The organism is Janthinobacterium kochi (assembly GCF_051380715.1).
Lineage (GTDB): Bacteria > Pseudomonadota > Gammaproteobacteria > Burkholderiales > Burkholderiaceae_D > Janthinobacterium.
Genome location: NZ_JBNYXO010000020.1, coordinates 41,092 through 60,895 on the forward strand (window position 1 = coordinate 41,092; position 19,804 = coordinate 60,895).

15 protein-coding genes and 1 tRNA gene are annotated in these 19,804 nt (G+C 58.0%); 3 read left to right on the top strand and 13 right to left on the bottom strand.

All coding sequences use genetic code 11. From position 1 onward, the window contains the following. Window positions 1-2: 2 nt before the first annotated feature. The gene (locus ACQ4WL_RS26120) at window positions 3-515 is read right to left on the bottom strand and encodes a thioredoxin family protein (protein ID WP_436512450.1); all 513 of its coding nucleotides are present in this window, start codon (window positions 513-515) and stop codon (window positions 3-5) included. 269 nt (window positions 516-784) lie between these two features. Here ACQ4WL_RS26120 and ACQ4WL_RS26125 point away from each other — a divergent pair, with 269 nt between their 5' ends. From ACQ4WL_RS26125 to ACQ4WL_RS26135, 3 genes are all read left to right on the top strand, one after another. After that, window positions 785-1,951 carry an HPP family protein gene (locus ACQ4WL_RS26125; RefSeq protein WP_436512452.1) on the top strand — a complete coding sequence of 389 codons (1,167 nt, stop codon included), beginning with the start codon at window positions 785-787 and terminating at the stop codon, window positions 1,949-1,951. Then, on the top strand, window positions 1,948-3,045 hold the full coding sequence (locus tag ACQ4WL_RS26130; protein WP_436512454.1) for a M48 family metallopeptidase: 1,098 nt from the start codon (window positions 1,948-1,950) through the stop codon (window positions 3,043-3,045). The genes ACQ4WL_RS26125 and ACQ4WL_RS26130 overlap by 4 nt, the downstream gene beginning before the upstream one ends. Before the next feature lie 136 nt (window positions 3,046-3,181). Beyond that, window positions 3,182-4,993, top strand: a complete 1,812-nt coding sequence (locus ACQ4WL_RS26135; RefSeq protein ID WP_436512455.1) for a DUF885 domain-containing protein — start codon at window positions 3,182-3,184, stop codon at window positions 4,991-4,993. Between the two features lie 72 nt (window positions 4,994-5,065). Here ACQ4WL_RS26135 and ACQ4WL_RS26140 read toward each other — a convergent pair whose 3' ends face one another. From ACQ4WL_RS26140 to ACQ4WL_RS26195, 12 genes are all read right to left on the bottom strand, one after another. Beyond that, a complete protein-coding gene (locus ACQ4WL_RS26140) occupies window positions 5,066-5,905 on the bottom strand; it encodes an HDOD domain-containing protein (protein WP_436512465.1) in 840 nt (279 codons plus the stop codon). A 76-nt stretch (window positions 5,906-5,981) separates the two neighbouring features. After that, window positions 5,982-6,614 (bottom strand): ArsR family transcriptional regulator, encoded by a 633-nt coding sequence (locus ACQ4WL_RS26145; protein WP_436512457.1) that lies wholly within the window; start codon window positions 6,612-6,614, stop codon window positions 5,982-5,984. Between the two features lie 637 nt (window positions 6,615-7,251). Beyond that, a complete protein-coding gene (gene rpoC / locus ACQ4WL_RS26150) occupies window positions 7,252-11,493 on the bottom strand; it encodes a DNA-directed RNA polymerase subunit beta' (RefSeq protein WP_426074940.1) in 4,242 nt (1,413 codons plus the stop codon). Window positions 11,494-11,602: 109 nt separating this feature from the next. After that, the gene (gene rpoB / locus ACQ4WL_RS26155) at window positions 11,603-15,709 is read right to left on the bottom strand and encodes a DNA-directed RNA polymerase subunit beta (RefSeq protein WP_436512459.1); all 4,107 of its coding nucleotides are present in this window, start codon (window positions 15,707-15,709) and stop codon (window positions 11,603-11,605) included. 244 nt (window positions 15,710-15,953) lie between these two features. After that, entirely contained in the window at window positions 15,954-16,325 is a 372-nt protein-coding gene (gene rplL, locus ACQ4WL_RS26160; RefSeq protein WP_010394320.1) for a 50S ribosomal protein L7/L12, read from the bottom strand. 67 nt (window positions 16,326-16,392) lie between these two features. Next, window positions 16,393-16,932: a 50S ribosomal protein L10 gene (gene rplJ / locus ACQ4WL_RS26165; RefSeq protein ID WP_141171436.1), complete on the bottom strand. Its 540-nt coding sequence runs from the start codon at window positions 16,930-16,932 to the stop codon at window positions 16,393-16,395. A gap of 319 nt (window positions 16,933-17,251) precedes the next feature. After that, window positions 17,252-17,947 (bottom strand): 50S ribosomal protein L1, encoded by a 696-nt coding sequence (gene rplA / locus ACQ4WL_RS26170; RefSeq protein ID WP_426074938.1) that lies wholly within the window; start codon window positions 17,945-17,947, stop codon window positions 17,252-17,254. Next, the gene (gene rplK, locus ACQ4WL_RS26175; protein ID WP_034753131.1) at window positions 17,947-18,381 is read right to left on the bottom strand and encodes a 50S ribosomal protein L11; all 435 of its coding nucleotides are present in this window, start codon (window positions 18,379-18,381) and stop codon (window positions 17,947-17,949) included. The genes rplA and rplK overlap by 1 nt, the downstream gene beginning before the upstream one ends. A gap of 115 nt (window positions 18,382-18,496) precedes the next feature. Beyond that, on the bottom strand, window positions 18,497-19,123 hold the full coding sequence (gene nusG / locus ACQ4WL_RS26180; protein ID WP_034753130.1) for a transcription termination/antitermination protein NusG: 627 nt from the start codon (window positions 19,121-19,123) through the stop codon (window positions 18,497-18,499). Further along, the gene (gene secE, locus ACQ4WL_RS26185; protein ID WP_010394308.1) at window positions 19,123-19,506 is read right to left on the bottom strand and encodes a preprotein translocase subunit SecE; all 384 of its coding nucleotides are present in this window, start codon (window positions 19,504-19,506) and stop codon (window positions 19,123-19,125) included. The genes nusG and secE overlap by 1 nt, the downstream gene beginning before the upstream one ends. 32 nt (window positions 19,507-19,538) lie before the next feature. Next, window positions 19,539-19,614: transfer RNA gene (locus ACQ4WL_RS26190), tRNA-Trp, on the bottom strand. A gap of 66 nt (window positions 19,615-19,680) precedes the next feature. Further along, the coding region (locus ACQ4WL_RS26195; protein ID WP_488168238.1) for an EF-Tu C-terminal domain-related protein at window positions 19,681-19,804 on the bottom strand (124 nt) is incomplete at its 5' end.

The following is a 19,804-nucleotide window of genomic DNA, read 5'->3' on the forward strand; positions in this document are numbered from 1 at the left end:
GTTTACAGCGCCGGTTGCTTGAGCGTAGCTGCATGCTTGAAGAAATCATAAATGCCGCTCTCGCTCATGCGGCGCGCATTCGCCAGTTCGCCACCCTTGGTGGCGTACAGCACCTGGTTGTTGTCACTCGATACGAGCACGGCAGCGGGAATGCCTTTCTTGAGCGGATTGCCATAGGCTTGCGCCACATCCAGGTTATGGTCGAAGTTGCCCACGTCGACCTTGACGACCTTGAACTGCTGTTGCATCAACTCGGCGTTCTTGCCTTCCTTCAAGGCCTTGTCGAGCGCGCGGCAATCCTCGCACCAGTTGGCGCCAAAGATCAGTAATACGGGCACGTGGGCCGCCTTGGCTTCGGCCAGCGCGCGGGCCACGTCGGCCTTGGCGTCGGCCGCCGCGTTGTACGCCAAATGCGGCGTGGCAACAGGGTTGCCCGGTGTCGGGGCGGCGGCAACGGCGGTGCCGGCAAGCAACAGGCTGGCAAGGAAAAGGGAAACGAAACGGGAAAGGCGCATGCAGGGCTCCTGAGAGAAATCATGAGGCCAGCTGAACAGCTTCCAGCGGGCGTGATTGTCTAGAATATGCCTGCTTGTGGGAAATATCCACCATTTAATTGCACTGTGCTTATGCGGAAAACATATAAGTATCACCAAGTAAAAGCTGCTGGCACGCCATGGCTTGCAAGCCGTCTGCGCCGAGATTAATGCCCGCAGGCAGTGAAATGGAACGCATGGGATAATATCGGGCTGACACTGAGCAACGCGGCCCGAACGCGCCCTCCCCCATGACGACTTCTTTCCTGGCACGCTGGCTGCCGCAACCGAACAACGGCAGCCGTCGCGAACAATTGCGCGCCTGCGCGGGCGCCATCTGCGGCTTGCTGCTGACCGGACTCATCTGCCACTTCCTGCTGGCCCCCGATAGCGCCAGCGTCTACCTGATCGCCCCCATGGGCGCCTCGGCCGTGCTGCTGTTTTGCTTGCCAGCCAGCCCGCTGGCGCAACCGTGGTCCGTGGTGGGTGGCAATGTCGTCTCCGGCCTGGTGGGCATGGCTTGCGTCAAATGGCTGGGGCCCAGCGTGGGCGTGGCGGCGCTGGCGGCCTGCCTGGCCATCGGCGCCATGTTTGCCCTGCGCTGTCTGCATCCGCCGGGCGGCGCCGTGGCCTTGACCACCGTGGTCGGCGGTGCCAGCGTGCATGCGGCCGGCTTTGAATTCGTCTTCATCACCGTGCTGTTCAATTCAGCCGTACTGGTCGCCTGCGCCGTGCTGTACAACAACCTGACGGGACGCCGCTACCCGCACACCCAGCAACTGGTCGCACCGCATCCGCACGCCACGAAGGATGACATCCCCAGCACCCGCCTGGGGTTTTCGCCCGATGACCTCGATGCCGTCTTGCGCCAGCACAGCGAAGTGCTCGACATCAGCCGCGACGATTTGCAAGCCATCTTCCTGCAAACGGAAATGCGCGCCTACCAGCGCCGCTTCGGTGTCGTCACCTGCGCCGACATCATGTCGAAGGACGTGCTCAGCGTGGAATTCGGCACGCCGCTCGATGTTGCCTGGCGCACCATGCGCGAACACGATGTGGGCGCCTTGCCCGTGCTGAACCGGGCGCGCCACGTCATCGGCATCATCACGCAGACGGATTTCCTGCGCCATGGCGGCCTCGACGATTATCAAGGCATGCGCCAGCGCCTGCGCGGCTTGCTGCAGCGCAGCGGCCTGTCCCACAGCGACAAGCCCGAAGCGGTGGGCCAGCTGATGACGCCATCGCCGCACACGGCCCGCCTGGGCACGCCCATCATCGACCTCGTGCCCCTGATGGCCGACGCCGGCTATCACCATATTCCCATCCTCGACGAAGAAGAGCGCCTGGCCGGCATCATCAGCCAGTCCGACCTGATGGCGGCCCTGTACGAAAGCCGCTTTGCCGAGGCTGCAGCATGACTCCATTCCAGGCACGGCTGACCGGCCCCGAGGGCGACCCGGCTGGCACGCTCGTCAGCGCGCATTTTTTCGGTAGCCAGTTGGCCATCGACGCACCCGGCCAGCATGTCGATATAGCGCAACTGATCGTCAGCGTAGGCGGGGTCGATGGACCGGAACTGTTCCTGAACTGGCTCGATACACAAGGCCGGCAAGCGTCGCTCAAGCCGCTGACAGCGGGCGACATCGCCATCGTCTTGCGCGAAGCGCCGCCCGTGCTGCAGCCGCAACTGCAGCGCCTGTGGGGCGAGCGCCAGCGCAACCGGCGGCAAGTATCGGGCTGGCTTGCCGGTTTGACGGGCGCAGCCGTCGTCGCCTCTGCCCTGCTGTGGTGGCAAGGCGGCCATGCCGTCGGTGCGCTGGCGGGACTCATCCCCTTGTCGACGGAAAAACAGCTGGGCGAACTGGCCCTGTCGCAAGTGCGCGCGCAGGGCGGCATCCATGACAGCGGCGTGGCGCAGCAAACGGTGCAGGACATCGGCCGCAAGCTGACGGCCGGTTCACGCTACCAGTACCGCTGGCTGGTCAAGCAGGACGACACCGTCAACGCGTTTGCCATGCCGGGCGGCATCATCGTCGTGCATACGGGCTTGCTGCGCCAGGCGGGCGACCCGGGCGAGCTGGCCGGCGTGCTGGCACATGAAGTGCAGCATGTGGAACAGCGCCATTCGCTGCGGCAAATGATCAGCAGCCTGGGCTGGGGCGCCCTCGTGGGCGTGACCATCGGCGACATCAGCGCCGTGGCTGCCATGCTGGCGCACCAGGCCGGCACCCTGTATTTCAGTCGCGACATGGAAGAGGAAGCGGACCGGCTCGGTTTGCTTGCCTTGCAGCGCGCACACATCCGTTCCGACGGCATGCTGAACTTTTTCCAGAAGCTTGATGACAAGGATAAAGGGGCGACGCCGGGCTTGATTTCCTCGCACCCGCAAACGGCGGCGCGCGCCCAGCAAATCCGCAATCTGATCGCCACCACGCCCTGCCCCGCCTGCGTCCCATTGGCCAGCAAGCACTGGCAGACCATGAAAGCGGCCCTGCCGCCTACGGCGAAATAGCAACATTCCCTCCCAACAATTAATCCAAACGCATTGGGCAATGGCGTATGCTTACGACCCGGCTGTTCCTTCTCGAGCGGCCAACCCGACCTCGCTACGCCTCCGTTCATTTCCCTCCTTACAAAGGACATCGCGCATGAAGCATCGTTTTGCCGCCGGCACCCTCGGCACCCTGGCTATCTCCCTGTTACTCGCCCACGCGCCCATGGCCCAAGCGGCCCAGCCCGCAGCCAAAAGCGTGGCCGTCAGCGCGCCGCAAGCCAAGCAGCGATTGCAGGTCGTGGCCGATCAGTACTACGATGCGCTGGCCCGTTTCGAGCCGATCAATGCCACCGAGAGCGGCGACAATCGTTTTGACGACCAGCTCGGTTCAGCCATCGTGCCGGCCGCGCGCGCAAAACAGTTCGCCCTGTACCGCCAGTTCCAGAAGACCCTGCGCAGCATTGGCCGCGCGCGCCTGTCGCACCAGGACCAGATCAACTACGATATTCTCGACTATGAACTGACCGCGGCACTGAGCTTCGAGCGCTTCCCCGAATACCTGCTGCCACTGAACCAGATGGACAGCATGCCCGTCACCCTGGCCAATTATGCGGGGGGCGAGGCATCGCAACCGCTGACCACGGTCAAGGAGTACGACGCCTACCTGAGCCGTATCAGCCAGCTGCCGGGCTGGATAGACCAGGCCATCGCCAACATGAAACTCGGCATGCAAAAGGGCATCGTGCTGCCGAAGGCGCTGACGGAATCGGCCCTGCCGCAATTCAAAAAGCTCGTCAGCGCCACGCCGCAAGACAGCGTTTACTACACACCCATCAAGAACTTGCCGGCCAGTTTTTCCGACGCGGACAAGGCGCGCCTGACGCAAACCTACACCGTCATCATCGAGGCCAAGCTGATGCCCGCGCTGCAGCGCCTGTCCACCTTCATGGAAAGCGATTACCTGCCGGCCGGCCGCACGAGCAGCGGCTGGAGCACCCTGCCCGATGGCGCTGCCTGGTACCAGGCGCGCGTGGCCAGCAGCACCACCACGGACTTGAAGCCGGAGCAAATCCACGCCATCGGCTTGAAGGAAGTGGCGCGCATCCAGGAACAGTACGCGGTCATCGGTCCGAAGATGGGCTACAACGGCCCGGCCGCCGGCTTGCCCGTATGGGTCTCGGAACAGGCGAAATACCGCCCGTTCAAGACGGAACAGGAAGTGCTCGACGTCTACCGCAAGCTGAACGTGCTGCTGGACAGTAAATTGCCCGCCCTGTTCACCCTGATGCCGAAGGCGCCGCTGGACTTGCGCCTGGAACCTGAACTGAGCCGCGACACGGCCGCCGACCACTACACGGCGCCGGCCGCCGACGGTTCGCGCCCTGGCGTGTTCTGGTCCGTCGTCACCGATCCGAAACTGTATGGCGACACGGGCATGACCACCTTGTTCTTGCACGAAGGCAAGCCTGGCCACCATTTTCACCTGGCGCTGGTGCAAGAGATGGACTTGCCGAACTTCCGCCGTTTCGGCGGCAACAATGCCTTCACGGAAGGCTGGGCCCTGTATGCGGAAACCCTGGGCAAGGAAATGGGCCTGTTCGACGATACAGCCCAGTATTTCGGCCACTTGAACGACGAGATGCTGCGCGCCGTGCGCCTGGTGGTCGATACGGGACTGCACACCAAGGGCTGGACGCGCGAGCAGACGATCAAGTACATGCGCGACACCCTCGGCTATGACGCCGTGGCAAAAAGCGAAACGGAACGCTACATGGCCTGGCCGGGCCAGGCGCTGGGCTACAAGATCGGTTCGCTGAAGATCGTCGAACTGCGCCAGCGTGCGCAGCGAGCCTTGGGCGACAAGTTCAGCCTGCCGAAGTTCCATGAGGTAGTGCTCAGCGACGGTACCCTGCCCCTGAAACTGCTGGAAGCCAAGGTCGACCTGTGGATCGCGCAGCAACAGTAAAACGCAGCGCCTGAAAGCAAAACGGCAGCACCTCGATGGCGCTGCCGTTCTTTTCGCCGGGTGCGTTTTCGGCTACACCAGCAGCGCCGCACTCATCGACCGCACTTCCTCGTTTGACTCGGCCAGGATGCTTTGCAGGGTTTCGTTATCGATAATGAAATCGATGACGGAATCAGAGGGCGTGAGCATTTCCACATACGTCACTTGCAACGGCGATGGCACGGGCGATAGTTGCTTGGCCAACAATAAGGTGTCGAGCAGGGAGTCGGGCGGGATCGACAGCAAGCCATCGCGCAAGCCTTCGATGGCGACACTCACGGCCAGCGGGATCAGCAGTTTCTTCATGACTTCGCGGGAAATGATTTCTTCGGCGGACTCCATCCAGTGATCCGCATCGTCGTCGAGCAGGCCGGGAAATTCATCGGCGCGCGACAACAAATAAAAACCGCCCACCTCATGCACGATACCGGCGAACAGCGCCGTGTCGGCATCAACGTGCGTGACGCGGCGGGCTAGCACGTGCGCCAACGCCGCCACGTGCGCCGTATGCTCCCACAGCTGTGTCGCCTTCTGGCGCAGGACGGGGTCGATGATCTTGCTGCCGAACTGGCGCACCACCATGGCTGCCACCAGCGCATACAAATTGCGATAACCCATGCGCATGACGGCGGCGCGCACGCTGGTCACGGGCGCCGCATCGCCGCGGCTGTACACGGCCGAGTTGGCCAGCGCGACCGTGCGCGCCGCCAGCAAGGGTTCGGCCAATACCAGCTTGATCGCATGGTCGATATGGCAATCCGGCTCAGCCAAAGCCAATTGCAATTGCAGCGCGGAATTAACACTCGTGGGGAAACTTAATTCTCCGCGCACTGCCTGGGAAACAATTAAACCGAAAGCCTGTAGTTTATTCATCATACGATCAATCCGCCTCAGATATTTTTCTAGCCAACAATTTCATACATCAGAAATTGAATGCCAGGCCCGGCCTTTAGAATACAGATGGCGTGTCATTCGCTTGCAAGGAAGAATCTGGCAATGCCAGCGCTTGCAATAGCGATTCATCGCCGATGACAAACAACTTCGGCTGCTGTAATACCTGCAGCAGAAATGGCTGGCCTTCACGCAGACGCCGGCGATAATCGGCCAGCGTATATAAGTTGGGATTGATTTTACGCCGCAAGGTTCGCTCGGCCGGGGCTAATCCCGTCAACAGATCGCCATAATTGGCTTCCTCACCCACCAGCAGCAAATCGATGGCGCTGCCAGGCATGTCCTGTCCCTTCGCCGTGGCACCAGACACGAATGCCAGGTGCAGCTGGGCACGCAAGGGCGCCAGGGTCGCGCTGAGCACGCCGACGATGCCGAAGGTTTTCTGCACCAGTCCGCTCAGCTCGGGATATACGAGGCTTTCCTTGTTGGGCCAAAAGCGCCGCACATTGCCGATCCGCTCCGATGTGATCAATCCGGAATCATGCAGGCGCCGCAGTTCCCGCTGCGCCGACGCGCTGCCCAGGCCCGTCAGGCGCATGATCTCGTTCAAGTGAAAGCCTTCATTCACGCGGACAAAGAGCAAGCCCAGCAGTTTCTGCTGGGCTGGAGTAAACAGGGCTTGGGCAATCATGCGCCAAATCTTAGCATGAATGAACTGGAAACTGGCGTGGCGGGGCAATAGTGCGTGACGGCACAACAACGCGGCGATGCGTCGTCACAAGCAGTTGAGCAAACACATGTGCAGCGACGTGGTGATGACACCATCGCGGACAGTCGGCAGTCCAGCATCCTTGTGAGCGCTCACTTCAGATTCATGCGCGCGACGACCAGATGTCCCAGTCCGCCACATCCGCCAGTCTTGCGCCAACTGCATCACCAGGGGTTTAGCCTATCAATTCAAGTATTCCCGATGCAACAGTCACTCGCCATATTGATATGCAAACAGGATGCATGGAGACGTATCGATTTAATTGTTAATGGCGGCCATGAATAACAGTAAGACTTGGCAAGACTCCCAACGCATCGTTCGTCTTCCATTGATCCATACTGCGAATACAACATGACAGGCGTGAATCAGCAATAGCCGAAGTGGCGTTCCTTTTAATGCAGTGGATAAATCACGTTTTGCAATGGTGATACGGCTGGATATGCATGGACCAGCGTGATTTTCCCCACTCCACGCTGATTTATACGCATGTTTTGAAGAAGCGCACAGGCGTAAAAAAACGGCACCCGAAGGTGCCGTTCTTGTCAGCTGGCAGCGTAGATTACGCTTCGTCGCCGTGGTGTTGCTGGGTTTCGATATCCTGCAGCGCTTCGGCAGCTTCGCCGGCCATCGAGGCTTTCTCGGCCAGCAGCAGTGCTTGACGCTCTTCCACTTCCCACGCTTCTTTTTCTTTGCGTGCGCGGTGGAAGGCCAGACCCGTACCACCAGGAATCAGGCGGCCGACGATGACGTTCTCTTTCAGGCCGCGCAGACCATCGCGCTTGCCCATGATCGCCGCTTCCGTCAGCACGCGGGTGGTTTCCTGGAACGATGCGGCCGAGATGAACGAATCGGTCGACAAGGAAGCCTTGGTAATACCCAGCAGAACGTTTTCGTAGGTCGCAGGAATTTTGTTTCCGGCTTCCATCAGGTCGTTCTGATCCAGCAGTTCCGAACGCTCTACCTGCTCGCCAACGATGTAGTTGGTATCGCCGGCATTGACGATCTGCACGCGGCGCAGCATCTGACGCACGATCACTTCGATGTGCTTGTCATTGATCTTCACGCCTTGCAGACGATACACGTCTTGCACTTCGTCAACGATGTAACGTGCCAGCGCTTCGATACCCAGCAGGCGCAGGATGTCTTGCGGATCGGCCGGGCCGTCCACGATCATCTCGCCCTTGTTCACGACTTGGCCGTCATGCACCAGCACTTGTTTGTCCTTGGTGATCAAGAACTCATGCTTGTTGCCGTCCATGTCCGTGATTTCCAGACGCTGCTTGCCCTTGGTTTCTTTACCGAACGCAACCGTACCCGTGACTTCCGCCAGCATACCGGCATCTTTCGGCGAGCGCGCTTCGAACAGTTCCGCAACGCGTGGCAGACCACCGGTAATATCGCGCGTTTTTTGCGATTCGGTAGGAATACGTGCCAGCACTTCACCGACCGATACCTGTTGACCGTCTTTCACCATGATCAGCGCGCCGACCTGGAAGCCGATCGCCACCGAGTGTTCGGTGCCGGCGATCTTGACTTCTTCGTTCGCGTCATTGATCAGCTTGACTTGCGGACGCAGGGTCTTGGTCAGCGAACCGCGACGTTTCGCATCGATCGCCACCAGAGTGGACAAACCGGTCACTTCGTCGACCTGACGGGCGACGGTGACGCCTTCTTCGACGTTCTCGAAACGCACTTGACCGGCGTATTCGGTAATGATCGGACGGGTCAGCGGATCCCACGTTGCCAGGGCCGTACCGGCCTTGATGACCATGCCGTCCTTGACGATCAGGGTCGCGCCGTACGGCACTTTATGACGTTCACGCTCACGGCCATGGTCGTCGGTGATCAGCACTTCGCCGGAACGGGAAATGACGATTTGCGAGCCCTTGCCGTTCGTCACGTAACGCATGGTTGCCGTGAAGCGGATGGTACCGTTCGACTTGGCTTCCACCGACGAGGCCACTGCTGCACGCGATGCCGCACCACCAATGTGGAACGTACGCATGGTCAGCTGGGTACCAGGTTCACCAATCGACTGCGCTGCCACCACACCGACGGCTTCGCCGGCGTTGACCAGCATGCCGCGGCCCAGATCGCGGCCATAGCACTTGGCGCACAGGCCGAAGCGCGTGTCGCAAGTCAGTGGCGTACGCACCTTGACTTCATCGATGGACAGACGCTCGATCTCTTCGACCATGTCTTCGTCCAGCAGCGAACCGGCTTCGTACAGCGTTTCCTGGGTTTCAGGATTGACGACATCGTGCACGGTAACGCGGCCGAGGATACGGTCGCGCAGCGCTTCGATGACTTCACCACCTTCGACCAGCGCCTTCATCAGCGCGCCGTTCATGGTGCCGCAATCGTCTTCGATGACGACCAGATCTTGCGTCACGTCGACCAGACGACGCGTCAGGTAACCGGAGTTAGCCGTTTTCAGCGCCGTATCGGCCAGACCTTTACGCGCACCGTGGGTCGAAATGAAGTACTGCAAAACGTTCAGACCTTCGCGGAAGTTCGCGGTAATCGGCGTTTCGATAATCGAGCCATCCGGTTTGGCCATCAGACCACGCATACCGGCCAACTGACGAATCTGGGCTGCGGAACCGCGCGCGCCGGAGTCGGCCATCATGTAAATGGCGTTGAACGATTCTTGCGTCGACTTGGTGCCGTCGCGGCGGATCACGTCTTCAACTTTGAGCTGGTCCATCATGGCCTTGCCGACTTCATCCGAGGTTTTGCCCCAGATATCGACTACCTTGTTGTAACGCTCGCCGGCGGTCACGAGACCCGAGGCGTATTGCTGTTCGATCTGCTTGACTTCCGATTCGGCCGCCGCGATCAGGGTGACTTTTTGCGGCGGTACCAGCATGTCGTCGACGCAGATCGAGATACCGGCGCGTGTCGCCAGGCGGAAACCCGATTGCATCAGTTTATCTGCGAACACCACGGTGGCGCGCAGGCCGCACTTGCGGAACGACGTGTTGATCAGCTTGGAAATTTCTTTCTTTTTCAGCGCGCGGTTCAGGACGGAGAACGGCAAGCCTTTAGGCAGAATTTCCGACAGGATCGCACGGCCGATCGTCGTTTCGTAACGCGTTACCGTTTTCTCGAATTCGCCCGTTTCGGCGTTTTTCGGGTATTCGGTAATACGCACGGTAACGCGGGTCGTCAGTTCGACTTCCTTGTTGTCGTAGGCGCGGATCACTTCCGAGACGTCAGGGAACATCATCCCTTCGTTCTTCGCATTGATCGCTTCGCGCGTCGCGTAGTACAGACCCAGCACGATATCCTGCGACGGCACGATCGACGGTTCGCCGTTCGATGGGAACAGGATGTTGTTCGATGCCAGCATCAGGGTGCGTGCTTCCATCTGCGCTTCGATCGACAGAGGAACGTGGACCGCCATTTGGTCACCGTCAAAGTCGGCATTGAATGCCGCGCAGACGAGTGGGTGCAACTGGATGGCCTTGCCTTCAATCAGGACTGGCTCGAACGCCTGGATACCCAGACGGTGCAGCGTCGGTGCGCGGTTCAACATGATCGGATGTTCACGGATCACGTCTTCCAGGATGTCCCACACGACCGGCTCTTGAATCTCGACCAGCTTTTTCGCTGCCTTGATTGTGGTCGCCAGACCCATCAGTTCCAGTTTATTGAAAATGAATGGTTTGAACAGTTCCAGCGCCATCAGTTTCGGCAAGCCGCACTGATGCAGTTTCAATTGCGGGCCCACGACGATGACCGAACGACCGGAGTAATCGACGCGTTTGCCCAGCAAGTTTTGACGGAAACGGCCGCCCTTGCCCTTGATCATCTCGGCCAAGGACTTCAGCGGACGCTTGTTGGCGCCGGTCATCGCTTTGCCGCGACGGCCATTGTCCAGCAGCGAATCGACCGCTTCTTGCAGCATGCGCTTTTCGTTGCGCGTGATGATCTCTGGAGCGCGCAGCTCCATCAGGCGTTTCAGACGGTTGTTACGGTTGATGACGCGGCGATACAGATCGTTCAGATCCGAGGTCGCGAAACGGCCACCATCGAGCGGTACCAGCGGACGCAGTTCCGGCGGCAGCACTGGCAGCACTTCCATGATCATCCAGTCAGGCTTGATGCCTGAACGTTGGAACGCCTCTAACACCTTAAGGCGTTTGGCGTATTTCTTGATCTTGGCTTCGGATTTCGATTCCTTCAGTTCCACGCGCAGGGTTTCGGCATCGCGGTGGATGTCGATCGAGCGCAGCAGTTCACGGATACCTTCGGCGCCCATGAAGGCGGTGAAGTCGTCGCCGTACTCTTCGTACTTGGCGGCGTAGTCGTCTTCCGACATGATCTGGCACTTCTTCAGCGGGGTCATGCCTGGATCGGTCACGACGTATGCTTCAAAGTACAGCACGCGTTCGATGTCCCGCAGGGTCATGTCCAGGACCATGCCCAGACGCGACGGCAGCGATTTCAGGAACCAGATGTGCGCGGTAGGCGAGGCCAGTTCGATGTGGCCCATGCGCTCGCGGCGCACCTTGGCCAGCGTGACTTCGACGCCGCACTTTTCGCAGATCACGCCGCGGTGTTTCAGGCGCTTGTATTTGCCGCACAGGCATTCGTAATCCTTGATCGGGCCAAAGATCTTGGCGCAGAACAGGCCATCGCGCTCAGGCTTGAAGGTACGGTAGTTGATGGTTTCCGGCTTCTTGACTTCGCCGTAGGACCACGAACGGATTTTCTCAGGCGAAGCGAGACCGATCTTGATTGCATCGAAGGTCTCGTTGGTCTGTACTTGCTTGAATAGATCGAGCAGTGCTTTCATGTATCACTCCAGAGGTGATTAAATTTCTATATTCCTGAGACTACATTGCCCGGCGTGGTTTCCCAGCCGGGCTTTGTGTTTCCCAAACCAAATGACAGGTGGCTGTCTTTTAGTTGCGTTCGAGGTCGATATCGATACCCAGCGAACGGATTTCCTTGACCAGCACGTTGAACGATTCCGGCATGCCGGCGTCGATCACGTGGTCGCCCTTGACCAGGTTTTCGTACACTTTGGTACGGCCATTCACGTCATCGGACTTGACGGTCAACATCTCTTGCAAGACATACGACGCGCCATACGCTTCCAGTGCCCAGACTTCCATCTCACCGAAACGCTGACCACCGAACTGGGCCTTACCACCCAGCGGCTGCTGCGTTACCAGCGAGTAAGGACCGGTCGAACGCGCATGCATCTTGTCATCGACCAAGTGATGCAGTTTCAGCATGTGCATGACGCCGACAGTAACCTTGCGCTCGAACGCTTCACCGGTGCGACCGTCATACATGGTCACCTGGTTTTTCGACGCGGTCATGCCCAGGTTCTTGGCGATGTCGTCCGGATACGCCAGGTCCAGCATGCGGCGGATCTCTTCTTCGTTCGCGCCGTCAAACACTGGCGTGGCGAATGGAACACCTTTTTTCAGGTTTTCGGCCAGTTTCATGATCTCTTCATCATCAAACTTGTCCAGATCTTCCGCGCGGCCGTTGTCGTTGTAGATCGTCGTCAGGTACTTGCGCACTTGCTCGACCTTGGTTTGCGCCTTCAGCATTTCGCCGATGCGGATACCCAGACCCTTGGCAGCCCAGCCCAAGTGAGTCTCGAGAATCTGACCAACGTTCATCCGCGAAGGAACGCCCAACGGGTTCAGCACGACGTCGGCTGGCGTGCCGTCGGCCATGTATGGCATGTCTTCCACAGGAACAATACGGGAAACCACACCCTTGTTACCGTGGCGACCTGCCATCTTGTCGCCCGACTGCAGGCGGCGTTTCACGGCCAGGTACACCTTGACCATTTTTTGCACGCCTGGTTGCAGCTCATCGCCTTGCGTCAATTTCTTGCGCTTCTCTTCGAAGGCCAGATCGAACTGGTGACGCTTCTCGTTGATCGATTCCTTGATCGCTTCGAGCGCTACCGCTGCATCGTCGTCCGCAGGGCGGATGTCGAACCAGTGGTATTTGTCCAGATCGGCCAGGTAATCCTTGGTGATCTTGGCGCCTTTGGCCAGCTTTTTAGGGCCGCCGTTGACAACTTTACCGATCAGCATTTTTTCCAGACGCTGGAAGGCATCGCCTTCAACGATACGCATCTGATCGTTCAGATCCAGACGGAAGCGTTTCAGTTCGTCATCGATAATTTGCTGGGCACGCTTGTCGCGCACGATGCCTTCACGGGTGAAGACTTGCACGTCGATCACGGTACCGATCATGCCCGAAGGCACGCGCAGCGAGGTATCTTTCACGTCCGAAGCTTTTTCGCCGAAAATCGCGCGCAGCAGCTTCTCTTCCGGGGTCAGCTGGGTTTCGCCTTTAGGCGTCACTTTACCGACCAGGGTGTCGCCGGCTTGTACTTCAGCGCCGATGTAGACGATACCGGACTCATCCAGACGTGCCAGCTGATTTTCAGCCAGGTTCGAGATGTCGCGCGTAATTTCTTCCGCACCCAGTTTTGTATCACGGGCAACAACCGACAACTCTTCGATGTGAATCGAGGTGTAGCGGTCGTCCTTGACGACGTTTTCCGAGATCAGGATCGAATCTTCGAAGTTCAGACCATTCCATGGCATGAAGGCCACGGTCATGTTCTGGCCCAGCGCCAATTCACCCAGGTCGGTCGATGCGCCGTCGGCGATCACGTCGCGCTTGGCAACACGGTCGCCCACTTGCACGATAGGACGCTGGTTGATGTTGGTGTTCTGGTTCGAACGCGTGTACTTGATCAGGTTGTAGATGTCGACGCCCACTTCACCAGCGGTGGCTTCGTCATCGTTGACGCGAATCACGACACGGCCCGCATCGATGTAATCGACGATACCGCCACGCAAAGCTTGCACGGTGGTGCCCGAGTCGACCGCAACGGTACGTTCGATACCGGTACCGACCAGCGCTTTTTCAGGACGCAAGCAAGGCACAGCCTGGCGTTGCATGTTGGCGCCCATCAATGCACGGTTTGCATCATCGTGTTCGAGGAACGGAATCAGCGAGGCAGCGACGGAAACGATCTGGCCCGGCGCCACGTCCATGTACTGGATGCGCTCCGGGGAAACCAGGATGGTTTCGCCAGCTTCACGGGCCGACACCAGTTCATCGGACAAAGTACCTTCGTCGCTGATGGTCGCATTCGCCTGGGCGATGATGTAACGGCCTTCTTCGATGGCGGACAGGTAGTCGATCTGGTCGGTGATCTTGGAGCCTTCGACCTTGCGGTACGGGGTTTCCAGGAAGCCGTATTCATTCAGGCGGGCATACAGAGCCAGCGAGTTGATCAGACCAATGTTCGGACCTTCCGGTGTCTCGATCGGGCAGACGCGGCCGTAGTGGGTCGGATGCACGTCGCGCACTTCAAAGCCGGCGCGTTCGCGTGTCAGACCGCCGGGTCCCAGAGCCGATACACGGCGCTTGTGGGTAATTTCCGACAGAGGATTGGTTTGGTCCATAAACTGCGACAGCTGGGACGAACCGAAGAACTCGCGAATCGCAGCCGAAATCGGCTTCGAGTTGATCAGGTCGTGCGGCATCAGGTTATCCGCTTCGGCTTGGCCGAGGCGTTCCTTGACGGCGCGCTCAACACGCACCAGGCCGGCGCGGAATTGATTCTCGGCCAGTTCGCCCACGCAACGTACGCGACGATTACCCAGGTGATCGATATCGTCGACTTCGCCGCGACCATTGCGCAGTTCCACCAGGATCTTGATCACGGCCAGCACGTCTTCGTTCGACAGGGTCATGGCGCCGGTCAGTTCATCGCGGCCAATGCGGCGATTGAACTTCATGCGGCCCACGGCCGACAGGTCGTAGCGGTCCGAGTTGTAGAACAAACCATTGAACAGCGCTTCAACGGAATCTTCCGTTGGCGGTTCGCCTGGACGCATCATGCGGTAGATCGCCACTTTCGCAGCCATCTGGTCGGCGGTGTCGTCGATACGCAGGGTTTGCGAGATGTAAGCGCCTTGATCCAGGTCGTTGGTGTACAAGGTCTGGATTTCGGAAATGTTGGCATCGCGCAAGCGGCCCAGCAAGTCTTCGGTCAGCTCATCGTTCGCGGAGGCGACGACTTCACCGGTGTCGCCATCGACGATGTTCTTCGCCAATACGCGGCCCAGCAGGTAGTCTTCCGGTACGGAAATGTGCTTGATGCCGGCAGCTTCGATATCACGCACGTGCTTGGCGTTGATACGCTTGTCTTTCAGCACCAGGGTCTTGCCCGACTTGTCGACGATGTCAAAGCGCGCCACTTCGCCGCGCAGACGTTCGGCGACAAATTCCATTTCCGCGCCTTCGGAGCGCAGGTTGAAATTGTCGAAGACAAAGAAATTGGCCAGGATTTGCTCGTGCGACATACCGATGGCTTTGAGCAGGATCGTCACTGGCATCTTGCGGCGACGGTCGACGCGGAAGAACAGGATGTCTTTCGGGTCGAACTCGAAGTCCAGCCACGAACCGCGGTAAGGAATGATACGCGCGGAGAACAGCAGTTTACCGGACGAGTGAGTCTTGCCGCGGTCGTGCTCGAAGAACACGCCAGGCGAACGGTGCAGCTGGGAAACGATAACCCGCTCCGTACCGTTGATCACGAACGAACCGGTGGTCGTCATGAGCGGCAATTCGCCCATGTAGACTTCCTGTTCTTTCATTTCCTTGACGACAGGCTTGGTTGGCGATTCCTTGTCGAGGATCACCAGGCGCACTTTCGCGCGCAGCGGCGACGCGAACGTCAGGCCACGTTGTTGACATTCTTTGACGTCAAAGGCAGGATCGCCCAGAACGTACGACAAGAATTCGAGACGCGCAAAACCATTGTGCGAAACGATAGGGAAAATCGAAGTGAAAGCCGACTGCAGGCCATCATTCTTGCGGCCGGACGGTGCTATGTCCTCTTGCAAGAAGCTATGATAAGACTCGAGCTGGGTCGCCAGCAGGAACGGAACGTGGTGAACGTTGGCGCGCTTCGCGAATGATTTGCGAATGCGTTTCTTCTCAGTAAATGAGTAGTGCATGGACACTCCGTGAGTGACAGAAAGGATAGAAAATTCAGGTTTTGCAAGTGTTCGTTTGCACCGCTGCGTGTGACACAGACGAAACCTCAAGGCTCTGCTTTCCGGCTTGAATCGAATAAAAACTGCTGCTACAACTACATGACAAATACGATGCAGACGACAAAGGAGCCAAAGTCGGATTTCCCCCCTTGCGAGGGGAAACCTCAGACTTTGACTCGGGCGCTAACTGCCGCCGGTACAGATATTACTTGATCGAAGCGGTTGCGCCGGCTTCTACCAGTTTCTTCTGTGCTGCTTCAGCGTCAGCTTTCGACACTGCTTCTTTCACAGTTTTTGGTGCGCCATCGACCAGGTCTTTAGCTTCTTTCAAGCCCAGGCCGGTGATTTCGCGAACTGCTTTAATGACGCCAACTTTGTTTGCGCCGAAGCTGTCCAGGATGACGTTGAATTCGGTTTGTTCTTCAGCAGCTGCTGCTGGGCCTGCTGCAGGACCGGCCGAAGCCATTGCTGCTGCGGACACGCCGAATTTTTCTTCGAATGCTTTAACCAGGTCGTTCAGGTCCATTACGGACATGGCGCTAACTGCTTCCAGGATATCGTCTTTGCTAATTGCCATTTTGAAACTCCTAAATTTATTACGTTAGTTACATCAGATTGGTACTGAGAGAAAAAAGCGCACGCAATTAAGCGGCTGCTGGGGCTTCTTCTGCTGCTGCTTCTGCAGGAGCTTCGGCGCCTTCGCCTTTTTTCGCTGCCAGGGCAGCCAGACCACGTGCAAAGCCCGAAACCGGAGCCAGCATAACGCCCAACAACTGCGCAATGAGGACTTCACGGCTAGGAATGCTCGCCAACGCGGTGACAGCAGCTGTATCCAGCGGCTTGCCTGCGTAGTTACCTGCTTTGATGACCAGTTTGTCGTTGGTTTTAGCGAAGTCAGCGATGACTTTAGCTGCAGCAACGGCATCGGCCGAGATCGAGTAGATCAACGGGCCGGTCATGGCATCTGCCAGGCTGGCGAATGCGGTACCTTCAACGGAGCGACGAGCCAGAGTGTTTTTCAACACACGCAGGTACACGCCTTGGGCACGCGCTTTAGCACGCAGTTGCGTCAAGTGACCAACCTGGATGCCACGATATTCGGCCACGACGATCGTTTGCGCATTTGCTACTTGTGCGGAAACTTCGGCGACGACGGCCTTTTTGTCATTCAGATTGAGACTCACGGTCAACCTCCTTAAATGATGTTCGGCAATCACAACCGAGTGGTTGAGCGCCTTGCATCGGTTCGAACACGGCGTCCGAAGTCAAGAAGTACTAAACTGAGCGGATGGATTCACGCAGCATGAGGACTACAAAACTTGTTCGGGTACACCATCTGCGTTGGGCACTTGCCGTTGCCGGCAAGCCTATTAACCTTCTGCATGTGCGATCACAGTCGGCCCAACGGTCTTTGATTGTCTGCCTGCCTGATGCGAACACCGGACAGACAGCCCAAAGATGCGCCCGCAGCGCCCGAAGGCGCCACAGGACTTGATTCTTTACTTAAGCTGCCAGGCTAGCCTGGTCAACACGGACGCCAGCGCCCATGGTCGACGACAGCGAAACTTTGCGCAGGTACACGCCTTTGCTCGATGCTGGCTTGGCTTTGTTCAGTGCGTCGATCAGTGCGACCAGATTCGATTTCAGATCTGCGTCAGCGAACGATTTACGGCCGATGGTAGCGTGGATGATACCGGATTTGTCGGTACGGTACTGAACTTGACCGGCTTTCGCGTTTTTCACGGCGGTAGCGACGTCAGCAGTAACAGTACCAACTTTCGGGTTAGGCATCAGGCCGCGTGGGCCCAGGATCTGACCCAGGGTACCAACGATACGCATGGTATCTGGCGAAGCGATAACGATATCGAAAGGCATGTTACCGGCTTTGATCGATTCAGCCAGGTCTTCCATGCCAACGATGTCGGCGCCAGCTGCTTTAGCAGCTTCTGCTTTTTCGCCCGACGCGAATACTGCCACGCGTACGGTTTTGCCGGTACCAGCTGGCAGCACGACGGAGCCGCGCACCACTTGGTCGGATTTCTTAGGATCAACACCCAGTTGCACCGATACGTCGATCGATTCATTGAACTTGGCCGTTGCGCACTCTTTGATCAGCGCGACAGCGTTGTCGAAAGCGTACACTTTGGTACGGTCGACTTTGGCTTTCAAAGCCTTGATACGTTTGGATAACTTAGCCATTATACAACACCTTCCACCGTGATACCAATCGAACGAGCGGAACCAGCGATGGTGCGTACAGCAGCATCCATGTCGGCAGCGGTCAGATCAGGGGTTTTCAATTTAGCGATTTCTTCAGCTTGTGCGCGGGTCAGCGTACCGACTTTGTCGGTATGTGGCTTCGGCGAACCTTTGGTGATCGCAGCAGCTTTTTTGATCAGGTAGGTTGCTGGAGGCGTCTTCATCACGAACGTGAAGGACTTGTCCGCAAATGCGGTGATCACGACTGGAATCGGCATGCCTGGCTCCAGACCTTGGGTCTGTGCATTGAAGGCTTTGCAGAATTCCATGATGTTCAGACCACGTTGACCCAGAGCTGGACCGATTGGTGGGGATGGGTTTGCTTTACCAGCTGGTACTTGCAGCTTGATAAAACCAATGATTTTCTTTGCCATGATGGCTCCTATCTTGGATTGAGTAGTAGCGCCCCGCCGATCCTACCCTGGCGGGGCTCCTCTGACCGGATTCCACTGAGACTGCCGTGACGCTCCTGGTGGCGCTTGATAATGCTTAAACTTTTTCGACCTGGCCGAATTCGAGCTCTACCGGAGTAGCGCGGCCGAAGATGGTGACCGAGACGCGCACTTTGGATTTCTCGTAATTGACTTCTTCGACATTGCCGTTGAAATCGGTGAACGGACCGTCCTTGATGCGTACCTGCTCGCCCACCTCGTACAAGGTTTTTGGACGGGGCTTCTCGACACCCTCTTGCATCTGCTTCATGATGCCATCGATTTCGCGCGCGGAGATCGGCGTCGGCTTGTTCGACTTGCCACCAATAAAGCCGGTAACCTTGCTGGTATTCTTGACCAAGTGCCAACTCTCGTCCGTCATTTCCATTTCAACCAGCACATAGCCAGGATAGAAACGACGTTCGGTGACGGACTTTACGCCATTCTTGACTTCGACTACTTCTTCGATCGGCACCAGGATCTGGCCGAACTGGTCTTGCATGCCCGCGCGCTCGATGCGCTCGGTCAGTGCGCGCATGACGCTTTTTTCCATGCCGGAATAAGCATGCACGACATACCAGCGCTTGCTGCTCACTGGCACGCTCAGCGCTGCACCAGTATCCGCTACCGGAGCGTCGCCCGGAACGGACTCGTCCGCCGCTTCATCATGCACATTTTCGCTCATTATTTTTTCCAACCCAGAATTACGTCATACAACAAAAACTCGAGCAATTTATCCGTGCCCCACAGGAAAATCGCCATGACCAGCACAAAGGCAAACACGATCGCAGTAATCTGCGTGGCTTCTTTGCGGGTAGGCCAAACGACTTTCTTGGTTTCGCGCACAGCTTCTTTGGCGAAATTGAGAAATTCACGGCCGGTCGTCGAGACATACAAGAGCGCAACAGCAATAACCAAACCAGCCACAAGCGCGCTTGCACGCACCAGAGCTGGTTGGCCTGCCAGGTAATAAAACCCGACTACTCCTGCAATCGCAGCCACTATTGCCAGCGCGACTTTTATCTTGTCACTCGACGTGCTAACGGTTTGCACGGATTGATTTGACATTTTTCTACTTTCGGTGCCCTGCACCTTGACGGTGGCAGGGACGGAGGGCATCGAACCCCCAACCTTCGGTTTTGGAGACCGACGCTCTGCCAATTGAGCTACGTCCCTACGTAAAACTTTCGAGGAGTGCTATTCTACCACCCAGGACGCCCCAGGTGGAAGCATAACATTTCCTTATGCGAGGATTTTTGCAACCACGCCGGCGCCGACGGTACGACCGCCTTCACGGATAGCGAAGCGCAGGCCTTCTTCCATCGCGATCGGGTTGATCAGCTTGACGGTGATCGACACGTTATCG

Bases quoted from the DNA above. Each gene is read 5' to 3' on its own strand.
- ACQ4WL_RS26125 (WP_436512452.1), top strand. From the start codon at position 785: ATGACGACTTCTTTCCTGGCACGCTGGCTGCCGCAACCGAACAACGGC.
- ACQ4WL_RS26120 (WP_436512450.1), bottom strand. From the start codon at position 515: ATGCGCCTTTCCCGTTTCGTTTCCCTTTTCCTTGCCAGCCTGTTGCTT.
- rplL (WP_010394320.1), bottom strand. From the start codon at position 16,325: ATGGCAATTAGCAAAGACGATATCCTGGAAGCAGTTAGCGCCATGTCC.
- rpoB (WP_436512459.1), bottom strand. From the start codon at position 15,709: ATGCACTACTCATTTACTGAGAAGAAACGCATTCGCAAATCATTCGCG.
- ACQ4WL_RS26130 (WP_436512454.1), top strand. From the start codon at position 1,948: ATGACTCCATTCCAGGCACGGCTGACCGGCCCCGAGGGCGACCCGGCT.
- ACQ4WL_RS26145 (WP_436512457.1), bottom strand. From the start codon at position 6,614: ATGATTGCCCAAGCCCTGTTTACTCCAGCCCAGCAGAAACTGCTGGGC.
- ACQ4WL_RS26135 (WP_436512455.1), top strand. From the start codon at position 3,182: ATGAAGCATCGTTTTGCCGCCGGCACCCTCGGCACCCTGGCTATCTCC.
- rplA (WP_426074938.1), bottom strand. From the start codon at position 17,947: ATGGCTAAGTTATCCAAACGTATCAAGGCTTTGAAAGCCAAAGTCGAC.
- rplK (WP_034753131.1), bottom strand. From the start codon at position 18,381: ATGGCAAAGAAAATCATTGGTTTTATCAAGCTGCAAGTACCAGCTGGT.
- rpoC (WP_426074940.1), bottom strand. From the start codon at position 11,493: ATGAAAGCACTGCTCGATCTATTCAAGCAAGTACAGACCAACGAGACC.
- ACQ4WL_RS26140 (WP_436512465.1), bottom strand. From the start codon at position 5,905: ATGAATAAACTACAGGCTTTCGGTTTAATTGTTTCCCAGGCAGTGCGC.
- nusG (WP_034753130.1), bottom strand. From the start codon at position 19,123: ATGAGCGAAAATGTGCATGATGAAGCGGCGGACGAGTCCGTTCCGGGC.
- secE (WP_010394308.1), bottom strand. From the start codon at position 19,506: ATGTCAAATCAATCCGTGCAAACCGTTAGCACGTCGAGTGACAAGATA.